The organism is Robinsoniella sp. (assembly GCF_034124845.1).
In genome coordinates this window covers 1-17066 of sequence record NZ_JAWYAJ010000061.1, presented here as the reverse complement: position 1 = coordinate 17066, position 17066 = coordinate 1, and the positions used below count along the sequence as shown (strand labels likewise).

11 protein-coding genes are annotated in these 17066 nt (G+C 40.2%); 7 read left to right on the top strand and 4 right to left on the bottom strand.

Annotated elements, in window-relative coordinates:
- From ACH2DQ_RS03160 to ACH2DQ_RS03135, 6 genes are all read left to right on the top strand, one after another.
- Positions 1-1395, top strand: a 1395-nt coding sequence (locus ACH2DQ_RS03160) for a sensor histidine kinase (protein ID WP_395025545.1), incomplete at its 5' end; no start/stop codon positions are given.
- Positions 1368-2990: a helix-turn-helix domain-containing protein gene (locus tag ACH2DQ_RS03155; protein WP_394910671.1), complete on the top strand. Its 1623-nt coding sequence runs from the start codon at positions 1368-1370 to the stop codon at positions 2988-2990. The genes ACH2DQ_RS03160 and ACH2DQ_RS03155, both read left to right, overlap by 28 nt.
- The gene (locus ACH2DQ_RS03150) at positions 2987-4336 is read left to right on the top strand and encodes an ABC transporter substrate-binding protein (RefSeq protein ID WP_394910670.1); all 1350 of its coding nucleotides are present in this window, start codon (positions 2987-2989) and stop codon (positions 4334-4336) included. Before ACH2DQ_RS03155 ends, ACH2DQ_RS03150 begins: the two co-directional genes overlap by 4 nt.
- A 266-nt stretch (positions 4337-4602) precedes the next feature.
- Complete coding sequence (locus ACH2DQ_RS03145) at positions 4603-4836, top strand: AAA family ATPase (RefSeq protein ID WP_394910669.1); 234 nt, start codon at positions 4603-4605, stop codon at positions 4834-4836.
- 20 nt (positions 4837-4856) lie between these two features.
- A complete protein-coding gene (locus ACH2DQ_RS03140) occupies positions 4857-6074 on the top strand; it encodes an AAA family ATPase (protein ID WP_394910847.1) in 1218 nt (405 codons plus the stop codon).
- 202 nt (positions 6075-6276) lie between these two features.
- On the top strand, positions 6277-6381 hold the full coding sequence (locus ACH2DQ_RS03135) for a putative holin-like toxin (protein WP_394910668.1): 105 nt from the start codon (positions 6277-6279) through the stop codon (positions 6379-6381).
- Between the two features lie 177 nt (positions 6382-6558).
- On the opposite strand, the gene ACH2DQ_RS03130 is transcribed toward ACH2DQ_RS03135, so the two are convergent.
- The 3 genes from ACH2DQ_RS03130 to ACH2DQ_RS03120 form a co-directional block, all read right to left on the bottom strand.
- Positions 6559-8640, bottom strand: coding sequence for a HelD family protein (locus ACH2DQ_RS03130; protein ID WP_394910667.1), 2082 nt, complete (start codon positions 8638-8640; stop codon positions 6559-6561).
- Positions 8621-9484, bottom strand: a complete 864-nt coding sequence (locus tag ACH2DQ_RS03125) for a helix-turn-helix domain-containing protein (RefSeq protein WP_394910666.1) — start codon at positions 9482-9484, stop codon at positions 8621-8623. Before ACH2DQ_RS03125 ends, ACH2DQ_RS03130 begins: the two co-directional genes overlap by 20 nt.
- Positions 9485-9925: 441 nt before the next feature.
- A complete protein-coding gene (locus ACH2DQ_RS03120; RefSeq protein WP_394910665.1) occupies positions 9926-10117 on the bottom strand; it encodes a hypothetical protein in 192 nt (63 codons plus the stop codon).
- A 145-nt stretch (positions 10118-10262) separates the two neighbouring features.
- On the opposite strand from ACH2DQ_RS03120, the gene ACH2DQ_RS03115 reads away from it, so the two are divergent.
- Entirely contained in the window at positions 10263-15482 is a 5220-nt protein-coding gene (locus ACH2DQ_RS03115) for a bacterial Ig-like domain-containing protein (RefSeq protein WP_394910664.1), read from the top strand.
- Between the two features lie 269 nt (positions 15483-15751).
- Here the strand turns inward: ACH2DQ_RS03115 and ACH2DQ_RS03110 are convergent.
- The coding region (locus tag ACH2DQ_RS03110) for an FtsX-like permease family protein (RefSeq protein WP_395025540.1) at positions 15752-17066 on the bottom strand (1315 nt) is incomplete at its 5' end.

Sequence of the window (17066 nt, the reverse complement as noted above, 5' to 3'; positions counted from 1 at the left end):
AAAGATTCGGAGAATCAGAATGCAAACGCAGTGAAAGATTACGTGGAGTCCGATGATACAACGATGCTGATCTCCAGTTATTATAACCAATACCGGGAAACGGATATCATCCGGTTAGTTCTGAAGATTTATAATAACAGCAATTTAAATGATGTAATCGGATATGCGGTCTGTGATATTGACAGCAAAGTAATCCGTTCCATCATGGAAAAGTACAGTACGGATAAAACCATGTTCATGTGGCTGCAGCCATCCGGAGACAGACCGGCTGTGAGTATTGGAAGCCTGGAAGGCAAGGATGTGGATTATTACAAGGAGATCAGTTCCAAGATACAGACTGCCCCATCCGGAGACGTAGCTAAATTATTAACTACATCCAAGCGGGTATTTTTCCAGGTACCCCAGAAGAAATATAATATGGATGCATATTCTCTGATGCCCAGGTCACTGCTGGTGCAGAATCAGAGGGCACTTACTAAGAATCTGATTTTTATTGCATTGATTATGATTTTAGCTGCTGCCATATTGACGATTCTGGTTTCCCGTGGACTGACAAAACCGCTGGATAAGCTGATGCAGACCATTGAACGGATAAAAGGTGGAGAAACCCATTTGCGGGTGGATATACAGAACAGAGATGAGGTGGGGATTCTGGGACAGAGTTTTAACGAAATGCTGGATCAGATGGAAGTGCTGATCAGCCAGGAGTATGAGACGAAGCTGCTGTTAAACAGGGCGGAATACAAGGCACTTCAGGCACAGATCAATCCGCATTTTCTGTACAATACCCTGGATACCATGAGCAGTATTGCGCAGATTCAGAATTGTCCCGAAGTCAGCGGACTCAGCCAGTCCCTGTCAAATATCTTCCGGTACAGTCTGGATATGAAGAATCCCTTTTCTACAGTGGCAAAAGAGATTGTGCATTTGAAAAATTACATATATGTTATGAATGTGAGGATGCGGGATAATGTGAAGTACAGCTTTGATATAGATGAAACTGTGCTGCAGGATACAGTTCCCAGGATTTCCATACAGCCATTGGTGGAGAATGCTTTAAACCATGGACTGCGCAATACCAGGGGGGAGAAAGCGGTTATAGTCTGCGCTCAGGTTCGGGAGGGAAATTTGTGGATCAGTGTCCAGGACAACGGCGTAGGGATGGATGCCGCAAAAGTAAATGAGATTCTGGAGAAAAATGATATTAACCTGGTGGAAAAAGGAAGTTCCATCGGATTAAATAATATTAATGCCCGTATGAAAATGCTGTACGGTAAGGAATATGGAATCCATGTGGAAAGTGAGGTGGGAAAAGGAACCAGAATATATCTGAAAATACCAAGAGTAAAAATGGAGGAGGTCAGTTCATGGATGCAGCAGCCTATAAAGTCCTGATTGCAGATGATGAGTATTGGACAAGGGAGAAAATAAGGAATATGATAAGTTGGGAGAAATATTCCTTAGAGTTTATGGAACCGGCAGTAGATGGGGAAGATGTGTTAAATAAGATCCAACTGGAAGAGCCGGATATACTGATAACCGATATAAACATGCCTTTTATCAATGGAGTAGAGCTTCTGTCTATTATAAAAGACAAATACCCTGACATTATTACCTTCGTCATAAGTGGGTATGATGATTTTCAATATGTTAAGGATACATTCATGTCCGGGGCAATTAACTATCTGGTAAAGCCTGTAACCAAAATCGATCTGGTAAATGCGCTGTCTAAGGCGCTTGAAATTATCAGCACCCGCAGGTGTGCAAAGCAGGAGGAAGAAGAGCGGCAGATGAAGCTTCTAAAAGCGGCATCTCTGATTCAGGATCGTGAATTCAGCCTTTTGGTGGAGCGGGAGGATACGCCATTCACCCCAACCATTACCATGAACAGCGAAATAAATTTTGCAGGCGCAAGCCTGATGTTGATTAAGATACATAACCTAAATGAGTTGACTAAGAAGTATCAATATGATATGAATAAGCTTTCCTATCATGTGAAAAAGGAAATAAAGAATATTGTTTCCAAAGAGAGTTCTATGGTATTTAACCATATTTTCCGCTCCAATGAATTTATTGTAGTTTCCGAAATTGAAAATGAAGAATTAAAAAAGGCAGCTGAAAAGCTTGTCATTTACCTTACACCAAAAGCCCATTCGCCTGTGACCGTTTGCATCAGCGAGCACAGTTATACCATGGACAGCATACATATGGCGTATGTTCAGACAGTGGCGCTGTTTATGACCAGGATTTATGAAAATAGAAATGAAATACTGATTGCCGGCAGAAGAACGGAAAACCAGAAAAAGGTACATAACCAGTTGAGCAGTGAGTATGAAAAACAGATTAAGAGCCTCTTGCAAAGCGGAAATAAGACAGCACTAAAACAATTGATTTTTGATACTATTGGATTGCGAAGATGCCAGCAAGATAAATGGGAGTATCTGGAAGTAAAGCAGACAGTCAAGAAAATCCTTAATATTTTTATGGATTACACCGCAGATCAGGGGAATCCTAAAAAACTGGCGGATATGGAAAATATGACCGATGTGGCAGATAAGTTGATCGAACTTCTGGATGCAGATGTACTGTGCGAGATGCTTTGTGATATTATAGAATTTACCGTTACCAATCAGGGGGAAATTGCAACAGAGTCTATACGAGGCGTAGTAAAACAGGCAGTACAGTATATAGACAGTCATTACTTCGAAGAATTATGCCTTTCCTCCCTCGCTCAGAAGTATAATGTAGAGAGTTCTTATTTTTCCAAGATGTTCCGGCAGGAAACAGGGGAAAATCTCATGGTTTATATCACACGTCTGAGAGTGGAAAAGGCAAAAGAATTTATGGCTAATAAAGAAGTAAGCCTTACCGAAATCGCTTTTATGGTTGGATACGATGATTATACTTATTTCAGCCGTGTGTTCCGGAAAGTGGAGGGGAAAAGTCCCAGAGATTACAGAACGGGTGTTACCGGGCAGAGGGAAATATGAGAGGATACAGCCCGCGCTCAAACAACGCACGCACAAACAACCCAACCGCAATCTATGGTACACTGTTAGCGGAAAGTAATTTAATATCACGAGCTGTTAAGCTTATACTATGCCTGGCTGCCCTTACATTTCTTGCAGGATGCAGCCAGGCAGAATTGCCGGTATACCAACAGAATGAAGAGGGGATTTTGTTGACGGTTCTGGCTGGACAATCTACTTCCGATGCCGGTATAGAAGATATGATAGATGAAGTTCTCGCCGAGAAGTTTCCAAATGTAAAACTCCAGTGGGAGTGTGTGGATTGGGGTGAGAAATTCAATTCCCAAATGCAGGGCAGATTTGCTGCGGGAGACATTCCGGATATTATGATTGGAAAAGCCCAGGACGTGCAGGCTTATGCTCACACCGGCAATCTGGCTGTGCTGCAGGGGGATTATAAAGATAAGATCCGGGATGAAGCGCTGAAAGCAGTGACCGTCGATGGAGCCATCTATGGAATGCCATATAATGCCTGGTATCAGGGAGTAATTTATAACAAAGAAATATTCAGAAAGTATAACCTGAAAGTACCGGCAACGCAGAAAGAACTGAAACACATTATTAAAGTGTTAAAAGAAAATGAAGTTACGCCTTTTGCCAGCCATTTCCGGGAGAGCTGGAAAGTCGGGAATATGACTATGCAGTTTTTTATGAATGAAATATTCAGCAGTAACCCTGACTGGGGTGACCAGTTTCGTCAGGGTAAGGTAAACTTCGGGGACAGTCCGGTAATCAGGAGCTGCCTTTCTTATAACAAAATGATACTGGATGCCAGCTGGCAGGACGCCCTTTTGATCGATCAGTTTGAAAGTGACAGCCGTTTTACAGATGGGCAGGCTGCCATGTATCTGACCGGATCCTGGTCCATGCAGTTTACCAGCCAGTATAATGAGAACATGGAGCTTGGTATCTTTCCGTTTCCAAATGAGAACGGAGATGCAAGGCTCATCAGGGAAACCAATATGACCTTTATGAAAAGCGCCAAGACAAAGCATAGTGAACTGATCACAGATATTTTCCATACCTTGCTCACAAGCGAAAAACTGGAACGGGAAATTCTGGATTTTACCCAGACAGCATCAGTAGTAAAAGGAATAGAGCCAGCCAGCCGCAGCAAAATACAGGATGACATAGACACATATGAGAAAAATGGTCAGGTCGTAGAAGTGAGCCTGGGCAACTCTCAGTTTGTCTGGTACTTCCAGAATGATCTGGCGGCTCAGCAGCTTTTATGGCTACAGGGCGAGATAACCCTGGATGAAGTGCTGGCATATGCAGATCGGGAGCGGGAGGAGAGTGCGTATTGAATTTAGCTTAAAATATTAATTAAATTATATGTTATATTATAGGTTAGATTATGGGGTGGATTATAGGTTGGATTATAGTTTAAAAGGTAGCTTAAATTAGAATCAGATGTCTCCTTTTCAGATTGATTAGTGAATGGTATAATGTTTATAATTAATAAAATAGTGCAACATATGTTAAGAAGAATATGATATTTATAAAAAAGTCATAATGACTGTAATTAAATATGACTGTAAATAAAAATGCTAGATAGAAATGAGGTGGGTATTTGGAACTTAAAAAATTACCGGTTGGAATTGATGACTTTAAAAAAATGATTTTACAGGAATATTATTATGTAGATAAAACATTGCTTATTAAAGAACTTATAGACTTAAAAGGTGAAGTAAACTTATTCACAAGGCCAAGAAGATTCGGTAAAACCCTGAATATGAGCATGTTACAATATTTCTTCGAAATATCGGAAGAAAATAATAAAGAAATATTTTCTGATTTAACGTAGAAGGTGATGCAGGTGTTTATCTGGATTCCATACAGCTTTTATCCAAGTGTCTGTATGAGTATTACCAGACGCCGGTAATCATACTGATCGATGAATATGATGTTCCATTGGAAAATGCATATTTCAGAGGATTTTACGACGAAATGGTTTCTTTTGTTCGATCCTTATTTGAATCGGCATTAAAAACTAATAAATATCTGGAATTTGCCGTAATGACGGGCTGTCTCCGCATTTCAAAAGAAAGCATTTTTACAGGCTTAAATAATCTGGAAATCATTTCTATACTAAGTGTGCATTACTCAGAGCATTTTGGTTTTACAGAAGAAGAGATTGATGATATGTTAAAGTACTACGGTTTGGAAGAAAAGAAGGAAGTGATAAAAGACTGGTATGACGGTTACCTGTTTGGAAACACAGAAGTCTATAATCCCTGGAGTATCGTGCGTTATGTAAAGGACAGCTATTATGGATCGCATGGATTTCCCATTTCCTACTGGGGAACAACCAGCTCCAATTCAATAGTCCGTACAATGGTAGAAAAGGCAAATGATCTCCAGACAAAGAGCGATCTGGAGATGTTAATGCAGGGAGAAGAAATAGAGAAGCCCGTACATGAAGACGTCACTTATGATGAAATTTACAACAGTATGGATAACCTCTGGAATTTTATGTTTTTTACAGGTTATCTGAAAAAGGTAAGTGAAAGATTTGACGATAATGGTGATCACTTCATAACATTGAAAATACCAAATAAAGAAGTAGCTTATATTTTCCGCCATAAGATAATGGGATGGTTTCAGGAAATGATCCAATCCAGAAATTTACAGGATTTATATTTGGCGATTCTCAGATCAGACGAGGCAGAGGTTGAACAGGAATTAAAACAGTTGTTGAGGGATACAATCATTTACGAAGATTATAATGAAAATTTTTATCATGGATTTCTGTTAGGATGCCTTTCCGGAATGAGTGACTATTATGTCAAATCAAACAGGGAAAGTGGAGATGGACGCAGTGATATTATCATTCGTCATCCGGATTTTAATGAAAAAGCTGTGATCATAGAATTAAAGTGCACTGCCAATCCAAGGAAAATGGAAGATAAGTGCAAAGAAGCCCTGAATCAGATTGAAGTAAAACATTATGATGATGAATTAATTGAGGAAGGGTATGAGAATATTATGAAATATGGAATTGCATTTTGTAAAAAGAGCTGTCTGGTGAAAGTTAAAAAATAGCGTCAAAATAATAAACAATATGTGATCTAAGTAAAAATAAATATTCGCACTACATTTTGTATCGACAAAATTATTACAATATGATAAAATAATCTAAGATAACAGATTCGTAGGATAATTACGAGTGTTTGCCCTCTTACTTCATACATAGGAGGAGGTGAACTTCCATAACTATAAAAAATAGGAAAGGGGAGTGAGCCTGATGACAGTATCCGAAGCATTGACCTTAATGGTTTTATTTGGTACATTTGTTGTAGCATTAATCACTCTTATTGTTCAATTGATAAAATTGAGCAATAAAAAATGATTATCCTCTTCCGTCCCAAAGGTTAGGATAATCATTTCCACCGAGGGCAAACATAAGTTTTACTTATGATTCCTGCTATCTACATTATAGCAGTAATTTGCTTGCTTGTAAAGTGGGTTACTGCTATTTAATTTAAAATTATCTTTATATAAACTATATTATAATAAAAATTCATCTCTAATTATCTGTAAACATTACCGGGTCATCCCTTTTTCCAATCAATTCCGTCATCTCCCCCACAAACATCAGCGTCAAACGGTGCATCGCCCGCGTGCAGGCAATATAAAGCAGGTTTCTGTCATATGCAGTAGCATAGTTTTTCCTGTCTGCCTCGGGAATGATGACTTCATCAAATTCCAGACCTTTTGACATCTGGATAGAGGTGATGGATACCCCATTTATAAAATTAGTACTTTCCGGTGTGATGAGATGAATAGGGCAAGTTGCTGCAAGCTGGTCATAGAGAACTTTTGCTGCCTGATTTGACTTGGTTATGATTCCAAGAGAGGCATTCCCACGTTTCAGAAACTGTTCAATTTCCATTTGGATTCGTTTGATTTCATTTGAACTGCTGCTGCATGGTATCATCCCAGGGACATCACCGTGGCGTTCCATAGGTTCCAGGGATGTCACATGGTGTATGCGTTTGGCAAAGGTTATAATTTCATAGGTAGACCGGTAACTTTTATTTAGTTCGATTAGTTCGGCATCCTCGTATAAATTTTTCATATCCTCTAAAGAATGCATATGATTAGGGTTTACCGACTGTCCAAAGTCTCCCAGAATCGTTTTCTGACACGGAAATAACATGTTTATGACAGCATATTGTATGGGCGTGTAATCCTGCATTTCATCAATAACCAGGTGTTTGATTATTTTACTTTCCCGTAAGCCCTCAAATGCTGCGTGGAGATATAAAAAAGGATATACATCTGCCCATTCTAAGGTTTTTTTTCCTGCCAACACAAACATGTCCGGTATTCCCAGATGTTTGTAAAATGCCTGATATAGAGCAAGTGTATTCTTTATCTTCAGCATCGAGTTCAGGCTTTTCAGGATGGAGCTGACTTTTGGCAGGTCATGTTCCATGAGATTATCGGTATCAAAGCGGTCATGAATATCTTCGGCGATCATTTTAAGACGTTTTCTGACAGGGATGTTTCCATAGGCATTGTACCGGGCTTTTATCCAATGGGCTGCAGCAGTAAAAGGTCCAAAGGTATAATCGGAGGACTGGAAGATCCCGTCATGCATCTGTTGGATATATTGGTCCATAAGTCTGACAAACCCAAGGGTTGACTTAAAATGAACTCTTTTCGTCCATCCCGGGTCATTTGCTGCCAGAGGATCTCTGTCGGGTTCAAAGCCGATAACTTTTTCCAGCTGAATTTCTGCAATCTCTGTAAAACCGGATTCATAAATTGGTTCCTCCCCAAGCTCCGGCAAGACGCTTGAAATATAATCCCCGAAAACTTTATTAGGAGATAAGATGGTAATATTTTTGGCTGCCAGCCGGCCTTTTAAGCGGTAGAGTAAAAAGGCTATCCGGTGCAGAGCAATGGATGTTTTTCCGGAGCCTGCCACTCCCTGAATGATCAGTGTTCCGGAATTTTCATTTCGGATGATCTGATTTTGTTCTTTCTGTATCGTGGAAATGATGGATTTCATCTTTTCATCGGAGGTGTGGCTGAGCTCCCGCTGTAAGATATTATCCTGAATATTGACGGAGGTTTCGAGAGCGTATTCCATCAAGCCGTTTTTGATTTTGAACTGCCGTTTACGGCTCAAATGTCCCTGGATTCTTCCGGATGGTGCATCGAATCCCGCGGGACCTACTTCATAGTCGTAGAACATGCTGGCAACAGGAGCGCGCCAGTCAAAAACAAGCAGTTTATTTTCATGGCTGAATGTAAATCTTCCTATGTAGTACTTATCTGTTTTTGAGTCTCCTCCAGGGCAGAAGTCTATGCGGGCAAAATAAGGCGATTCTTTCAGCTTTACAATTTTATCCCGTATGCCCACTGCAAATGCGCCAATGTGATCAATTTGTTTTAGTGCAAGTTCGTTCTGGAACATTTCATGGGGATCGATTTCGCCCCTGTTTTCCGCCATGTAGCGTTTGGCATCCATATAGTCCTTGTCAAGCATGTTTACTTTTGAGTCGGCTTCTTGTAAAGCAGCATCCAGTTTGCGGTTGATTTCTGCCAGGTGGGTGACTTCATCCGGAAAAGGAATTTCATTAATTAAATCCTTCTTCATTTCGAACCTCCCCCGGCATGATAAAACGTTGTGTGGGATAGCCGTATTCTACCAATAACTCTGCTTCTGCAAAACCTAATTCCATAATTTCCCTGCGGTGTCCGGTATCTGCTTTATCGCCCTCCCGGTAAGTGGTAATGCTAATGTCTTTTCCCTTAAGCAGTTCGCGCATTACTTTATCCAGGAATGCTCTGGGGATTCCTTTTTTGCGATAAAGAGGATGTGTTCCCATAAAATCAATGCTTCCGTTCTGATAAGAAAAAATCATAATCCCGGTAGCCAATGTTCCGTCTTTTAAAATCAATGCCTGTTTTGTTGCTATGCGGTGTTTTAGTACCTGAATATATTCTTCCTCATTCAGATGGGGAAAACCATCAATCACAAGCCGGACCAGGTCCATCCAGCAGGGAATGTCCTTATCCGATGCGAATGTAACTTCCCACGCCGGTTTTTTATCATTTTGAAGCATGCGATACCTCCCTTTGAATTCAAATTTTAATTGCAGCGGATAAAATTTTTCATTTTCCCGAAATTTGTTAGGAGGCTGTTTGTACATCGCCGTAAAAATATTGGTAAATGCCTGCTGGCTCTCGTAACCTGCAATCAATGCAATTTCCAGAATAGATTTATCAGAGAAGACCAATAATTTCCCTGCTTCTGTTAATTTTCTCCGCTGGATGTAATCGTGTATGGTAATTCCTACAGTGCGGGTGAATGTGCGGTGTAAATAATATTTTGAATAATGGACAGCATTAGCAACCACATCAAGGTCTATCTTTTCGGACAGGTGTGTTTCGATGTAATCAATCGCGGATATAATTTTATCAATGCTTTTATTCTGCATGCGAAGTTCCTCCTTTCTGCTGCTGCAATAATTTAAGATTATACCAAAAATAAAAAGTATATTTTTAATCAATCTTGCTTTTTTGTGTGAGGTTTATCGCAGGATTCCTTTTTAGTGAATGACTGAATGTATATTTTATAAATAACTTAATCTTTATTTTAAAAATGAAGCATAAGGATTGTCAACTGTTTAAATGAAGAAACGCATACATTTTCCCAGACATATCTTTCTTCATAAAATTTTTGCTCTGGTAAATAATGACTGAAAACAATTCCGGCGTTCTGACGGCTAGTAAATGCGTCAGATTCAGTTGGTATAATTTAGCCAGAAGCCTGAATGTGCCAAATCCATTCCACGCAGCCCCCTACGCTTCCTGAATTTGGCACATCCATCCCACAAACGGGACCCCACAGCTGTCAGAAAGTATTTTTCAAACACGTTCTACGCCTGATGGTAACTTTCATTCAATTTTTGCTGCATTTCTAAAACATGCGCTGACAGCCCTGCAATACTCTCCTTTGAATGCTCTTCTGTCCGCTCAATGGATGTTAGCTGTTCTTTTATCGTTTCGATATTTTCTTTCAGGGGTTTGACTATGCTTTCAAACGCCTGTATTAATTCTGTGTCTGTCATGCTGACACCTCCTGTTCCTGTATAGTGTTCCACCTGATTTTCCAAATATTCACAAGAAAGTACAAGTACATTTTTCAATTTTGTCCTACATATTCGTTCTTTCCAGCTGATAAAATAAGGCTATCAAATTGTAAGGAGGAAGAAAATGAAGAGGAAAGCATTAAAAAAACTATTGTCGGCAGTTTTGGCAGCAGCTATGGTTGTAACATCGGGTGTACCCATGGTGCCGTTAACGGCGCAGGCGGCAGGAAATGAAAACAGTCCCACGCTGACGGTGGATATGTCGTCGTCAGGGCGGGCGCTGAAGCATGGGGCAACTGGCTGGCTCTATGGACAGGGAGACGATGAGGTTCCAACATCCAATATGATCACTCCGCTAAAGGCGAACACGGCTGTGCAGAAAGCACCTTACGGCATGCAGCATCCAAATGGCGATGTTCTGGATACGGCAAAGACATTTCTGGATTCCGGCGGTAAGCATATCCAGATCTATGTGCCGGATTATTATGCACTCTGGGGATATGAATTTACCGGAACCGAATACTATATGAAGATTCTGAAAATGCAGGCGCAGGCTTGTATTGACGCGGGAATTCAGGATGAAGCAGTTTATGTATTGTATAATGAACCCTCGGAAAACTGGGTAGGCGAGTACCAGGATGACAAAGGGAACAAAGTAACCGGATGGAACAGCATGTTCTGGTTCTGGAAAGACATGGTTGATGCGCTAAGAGAAGTATACCGGGACAACGGCATTGAAACGGAACCAAAGACAGCGGGTCTGAACCTGGCAGCATATAATAATTCCATTATGGACAGTTATATAAAGTTCTGTGTAGAGCAAAACTGTATGCCGGAGATTATTTCCTGGCATGATTTATCCACCTGGCAGTTTAATAGCTTTGGCAATGAATTTAACCATTACCGCAGTTTAGAAGCAAAGTACCTGACACAGGAAAACCAGGAAAAATACGGCGTGGATATCACTCCCAGGGAAATCGTAATCAATGAATATGCAGACCGCTATGAATGTGCATCACCTGGAAATCTGGTTCGGTGGATTGGGCTGTTTGAAGATTATGATGTAGCGGGATGCCTTCCCTTCTGGCATTTCTCCAATAACCTGAATGGTCTTGCAGCAGATAATAACGAAGGCAGCGGGGCATGGTGGCTGTATAAATGGTATGGAGATATGTCCGGCAGCTATCTGACTGTCAATACAACAAATGCAGAAAAATCAGATTTTTATGGTGCGGCATCCATTGATGAAAACAAAAAAAGTGCAAATGTTATTTTCGGCGGCAAAAGCGGAAATGCCAACATTGTTCTGGATCAATTAGGCACTACCCAGACCTTTGGAGAAGCATCGAAGGTTCATGTAAAAGTGGAAGCTACGGATTACACTGGCTTTCATGGTGTTGCAGATGAGCCCCGAATCATAAAAGAAGGAGCTCTGACTGTAGAAAACGGGAAGGTTACAGTTCCCATGAGCGATATGAATTCTATGAGCGGTTACCGCATTACCGTAACCCAGGCAGGGGATGAAGAAGCGGCAGGCCTTCTTGGAAGTACCTGGAAAGCTTTGTATGAGGCAGAAGATGGCAGCCTGGGAGGAAATGCCAAGGTGGGAAATGCAGATCAATTTTATGCCTGCTCCAACAGAAAGAAAGTGGATTACGTAGATACGGCAAGCGACAGCGTCACTTTAAATGTTACCGTTCCAAAAGATGGTTACTATAAATACGATATGGTCTATTGTGCGGCAACAGGAGTAAATACAGGAAATCCCGATAAGAACACACCATATACAGCAATACAGACGCTTACTGTTGACGGGAACGAGCCAATTACCATGGAGCTTCCCAATACCCTTCACTGGTCGATGGGAGGTATGTACAGCACGTATCTGAAACTGACAGCCGGTTCCCACACTCTGAAAATTGCAGGTACAGACAGTCAGGGTAAAGCTACACCCGATTGTGTTTATCTGACTTACGAGGGAACAGAAGAAGAAGATACGGATTATCATACAACTTATGAAGCAGAGCTTGGCGAGTTCAATGAGCTTCTGGGAGCAGCAACAACCCTCACAACGGTCAAAGAAGGCGTGACAGGATATATCACAGGTTTGGGTGACCGCAAAGTTACAGAGGGCGGAGGTGTTCGCTTTAACGTAGTAGTACCGGATAACGGCATGTATACTGTTGCCCTGAATTATAAAGCAGAGCAGGAGGCAGCAGCAAATCTTTATATTGGTAATGACGCTGTGAATCTGGACAATCTCCGTGCTTCCATAGCACTTCCTGCAACGGGAGAGAACTGGTCGAAAGCATATCAGACCGTATTCCTGGAAAAAGGAATTAACATTGTGGATATTGACTGCGATGGAAACGTGAAGCTGGATTACATGAGCGTCAGTCTTGGGAAGGACAGCCAGCCGGTATCCGTAGTGGAAGCTGAATCCGGAGAACTGACAGGAGAAGCATCTGTAGGGGGCAGCCAAAATGTACAGGCATTTGCTTCAGGCAGCGGTTATGTAAGCGGTATAAAAGCAGCAAACAGCGTGGAATTAATCCCGGAAGATGATCCTGATTTTACAATCCTGGGATTGGGACGAGTAAAGGATCTGGGCGAAGATATTGATCAAAACAGTTTAGTCATTCATGTAAACGTGCCGGAAGAAGGTTCCTATAAAATGGCAGTTTACCAATCCAGCGGAGAGCTGTTTGGAAAACATGACTACAATGCACAGATGACAGAGCGCTATGCATCCTTCTCAGTTAACGGAAGTGAACCGGTTAAAACTGTGTTTAGAAATACCTATAGTGATGAAACATTCCGTGCTCAGGTAGTGGATTTAACCTTAAATGCCGGAGATAATACAATACGCATTTACAATGACAATTCGAAGGTCGTAACCAACGGGGTATTGAAGAGCGGCAAGTGGGAACACCGCCCGGAAAACATAGATTATGGCGTATTAACGAACTATACCCCGAATTTTGACAAGTTTGAATTCTACAAAGTTACCAGTGATACCGATGTGGAAGAAAGCAGTACTTATAAAGTTATCACCAAGTCCACAGATGGCGGGCAGGTGAAGGCTGACAAAACCAATGTGGAAAAAGGGGGAGCTGTTTTACTGACATTTTCAGCGGATCAGGGATGCTCCCTTACAGAAGCGTTTGCAGGCGGCGTAAGTATCATGGATCAGTTAACGTCTGATGGAGGTATTGTACGAATTCCGGATGTGCAGCAAGATATGGAAGTAGAGGCATATTACGAAGTAAAAGAATATTCGGCGCAGAAGAAACAGGTAGAGTATGTATATTCTGTAAATGCAGGAGATGTGGATCCGGCTACCGTCAGCCCGGGAGACAGCTTTGGTGCCAGAAATACAGTAACTGACCAGTTCTATGGGGAAGATCCCGCAAGCGGTTATAGCTGGGGAGTAGTGGATACTTATGTGTATAATGACCGTTATCCTAATTGGCTGACAGGCGCGAAGACATGGCCCTGTGAAAATGATAATGCAACCGATGCATCTCCTAAATCCAAATCATTCCGTTATGCGAAGGATCAGAAAGTGGACGATATAGGAGTGGCTTATCAGTTTGACCTGGATACAGGAGTGACATATGATGTGGAATTAGGGTATTATGTGCCCGGATCCTGGACAAATGCAGGGAATCCCAGAACGATGAAACTGACATTTAATAATGAAGTAATAGAAGATGGATTTACGGCTTCCAACGATTCCAACAATCCCTATGTAATTAAGGCAAAGGCTTCCCCGGATGAAAATGGGCAGCTGGTAATCCAGACATCCTGTGCAGCAAATGCAGTATGGGGACCTGTAATCAGTTACATTAATATTATGAATCAGGTTGATTTTACCGAATTACAGGATGCAGTGGACAAATACAAGGATCTTGAAGAAAATGTCTATACCCAGGATACCTGGGCAGAATTTGCAAAGGCTTATGAATATGGGGTGGGAATCATTGATTCTGAAGATATCACCATGTCAGATGTGTATGATGCACTCTACGATTTAGAATTAGCAGCTGAAAAATTAGAAAAAGCAGTCCATAAGGATGAATTGAAAAATTTATATGATCAATATAAGAATTATGCAGAGGAGACAGGGCAGGGGATCACATCGGATGCGGATTGGAACGAGTTTTTGATCGCCTGGGAAAATGCAGCATTTATCCTGGAAAGAGACCAGGTGCGTCAGGAGAGTGTGGAAGCAGTACAGAGCCGTCTTCAAAATGCATCAAAAAAACTTGTGGCAATTGCAGGTATTGAAATAACCAAAACGCCGGATCGTATGTCTTATTATGTAGGAGATGGATTTGATCCTTCGGGACTTATTGTCACTGCAGAAGACACAAAAGGGAATAAAAAAGTGCTCACTCAGGAGGAGTATACCTTAAGCGGATATGATTTTGGTACTGCCGGAACGAAAGAAATCAAAGTAACCTATATGGGCAAAACCGCGTCCTTTACCGTAGAAGTCACCGTTGCTCCTGTGCCGGATCCTGAATTAAGAAATATAACAGCCTGGGTCAATAAAACAATCTATATGGCCGGTGAAGCATTTGACAAGTCCTCACTATGGGTAACTGCCCTGTATAGTGATGGTTCCACAAAAACGGTATCCGACTATACGGTGAGCGGTTTTAATTCCCAGAAAGGCGGAACAATTACGCTGACCATTGTATATCAGGGCTTCACGGCAAAAGCCGACCTGTTTATTCAGGAAAAATCCGTACCGCCAGTAACAACTCCGGTAAAGGCACCACAGGCACCAAAGGTTAAAGCACAGTCTGCCGGATATAACAGCATCCAGGTGAAATGGAATCAGGTAAATGATGCAGATGGCTATGTAATTTACCGTTCCACATCTAAAAAAGGCAAATATAACAAAATAAAAACCGTAACTACAGGGTCGGTATTAACTTTTAAAGACAAAAAACGTGTATTTAACCGCACCTACTATTATAAGGTAAAAGCTTATAAAAAAGCAGAGAGCAAGACACTATATTCCCAATATTCCAATATTGTAAGTGTGAAAACCAAAGTGGCAGCTCCTGCATTAACTCTGAAGAAAGCATCCTCCACCAGCCTGCGCATATCCTGGAAAAAAGTCAGCGGAGCTGACGGCTACCAGATTGCGTATTCCACAAAAAAAGGATCGGGATATCAAACGGTAACAGTAAGTAAGAACAACACCAGATATACCAGGAAAAATCTGAAAAAAGGTAAGACATACTATGTAAAAATGCGTGGATACCGAATGGTAAAAGGGAAAAAGGTGAATGGCAGCTGGTCGGCTGTGAAGAGATTAAAATTGAAATAAGAAGTAAATATAAGTTATAATAAACTTTAATAAGAAACAGATGCAGATAATTGTTCCGGTCTTATCATTCATAATTTGAGTTTTTAATTAAATTGACTACTGATTTACCAAGTTAAAGAACTTAGATACCTTGTGACAAGAAACGAAAGAAACGATTAAGTTGTTTAAGAGAAGTAAAAACCGCAGAATATATTTTTTTATCAATGAGTGAATGATATATAATCTGCGGTTTTTCTTGGTTTACAATCCGCTTCGAGAAATGATAAAAATCAATTTCCATCTGTTGGAATTTCAGCAATATTCTTACTCAAAATATACACAATAAGAAAATACAAAAGATATAAGACTGTAAAGCACAAGAAAAAAATTCCAATCGTTTTTATACAAAAATTATTCAATTCCCAAGGTAGTATATGATTGAGTTTATAGTTTATAAAAGGCACACTTATCCCCAATATAACAAAACACATACCGGTAGGAAAAAACAAATTGACTAATATTTGTTTTATAATTATTCTTTTTAGCTGCTCTTTACTTTTTCCTAAATAATGTAATATTCTAAATTCGCTCACCTGAAGTTGAACAGCAATGACCTGCTGCAAGGATAAGATGGAAAAATATATCACGATAAATATCAGGCTGATCATTATTTGCAGAAAGCCCATCCAAAGTTGATTACTTTCATTAAAAAGATAAAATTTTGATTGAAACATAAATATGCCGAATACGAATGACATGGAAGATAAAAATAAGCACATACAATATATCCCATTTAAAGAGGAATTTGTATTTGCACCACAAGTCATTTTTGCAATCATATAAAGTCTCTCTTTATGAAATAAACGTAGTGGTTGTTTTTGTCTCACAAAAAATAAATAATGATAGATCCATTGATAGAACGAAAAAATTGCTAACATAATTGGCAGGAAAGCAAATGACATAATCGCCATAATCATATCGTTGGATAAGCACACGACTCCACTGAAGATCAACAGGAGTATCAGCATATTAATTAAAAAAATAATACCCCATACCAGACACTGCCTTTTCCCTCCTAAATGTTGATTTCGTTTTTTTTCAACCATTAACTCAGAAATCTCAAGTGCGCAGATCCGTCTTTTTATGCGATACATTGAGAACAGCTCTATGATACTGAAATATGCGAAAGTGTATCCAAAGCACTGAAAATAAATTGATAAATTAAGCCCGCCGCTGCCTGCTGATAATAAAACTTCAGATATGATATAACATATCACAAAGCTTAAAAGACTGCAGACAATAAAACACAAAAATCCAATGATACAAAATTCACATAAAAACATATTTACCAGTTTCTTTTTTTCCATCCCTAAAAGGATATAATTGGCAAACTCTTTTGCGCGTTGTTTTAACATAAATTTATGTATATAAGAGACAAGAATGATTAAAATAATTGAAATCAACAATGGTAAAGATATACTCTGGAATCCTGCTTCTACCTCAGCAATAAGTGCAATATAATTGGATATAAACATAAACAAAAGAAGAAGTACTGTTGTGGTAATAAATAGCAGATAGTCAAAAAGAGAGCGTTTCGCATTTCTC

What these genes read in the sequence shown, in the direction of transcription:
- ACH2DQ_RS03155 (WP_394910671.1), top strand. Translation starts at nt 1,368, where the DNA reads ATGGATGCAGCAGCCTATAAAGTCCTGATTGCAGATGATGAGTATTGG.
- ACH2DQ_RS03150 (WP_394910670.1), top strand. Translation starts at nt 2,987, where the DNA reads ATGAGAGGATACAGCCCGCGCTCAAACAACGCACGCACAAACAACCCA.
- ACH2DQ_RS03135 (WP_394910668.1), top strand. Translation starts at nt 6,277, where the DNA reads ATGACAGTATCCGAAGCATTGACCTTAATGGTTTTATTTGGTACATTT.
- ACH2DQ_RS03130 (WP_394910667.1), bottom strand. Translation starts at nt 8,640, where the DNA reads ATGAAGAAGGATTTAATTAATGAAATTCCTTTTCCGGATGAAGTCACC.
- ACH2DQ_RS03125 (WP_394910666.1), bottom strand. Translation starts at nt 9,484, where the DNA reads ATGCAGAATAAAAGCATTGATAAAATTATATCCGCGATTGATTACATC.
- ACH2DQ_RS03120 (WP_394910665.1), bottom strand. Translation starts at nt 10,117, where the DNA reads ATGACAGACACAGAATTAATACAGGCGTTTGAAAGCATAGTCAAACCC.
- ACH2DQ_RS03115 (WP_394910664.1), top strand. Translation starts at nt 10,263, where the DNA reads ATGAAGAGGAAAGCATTAAAAAAACTATTGTCGGCAGTTTTGGCAGCA.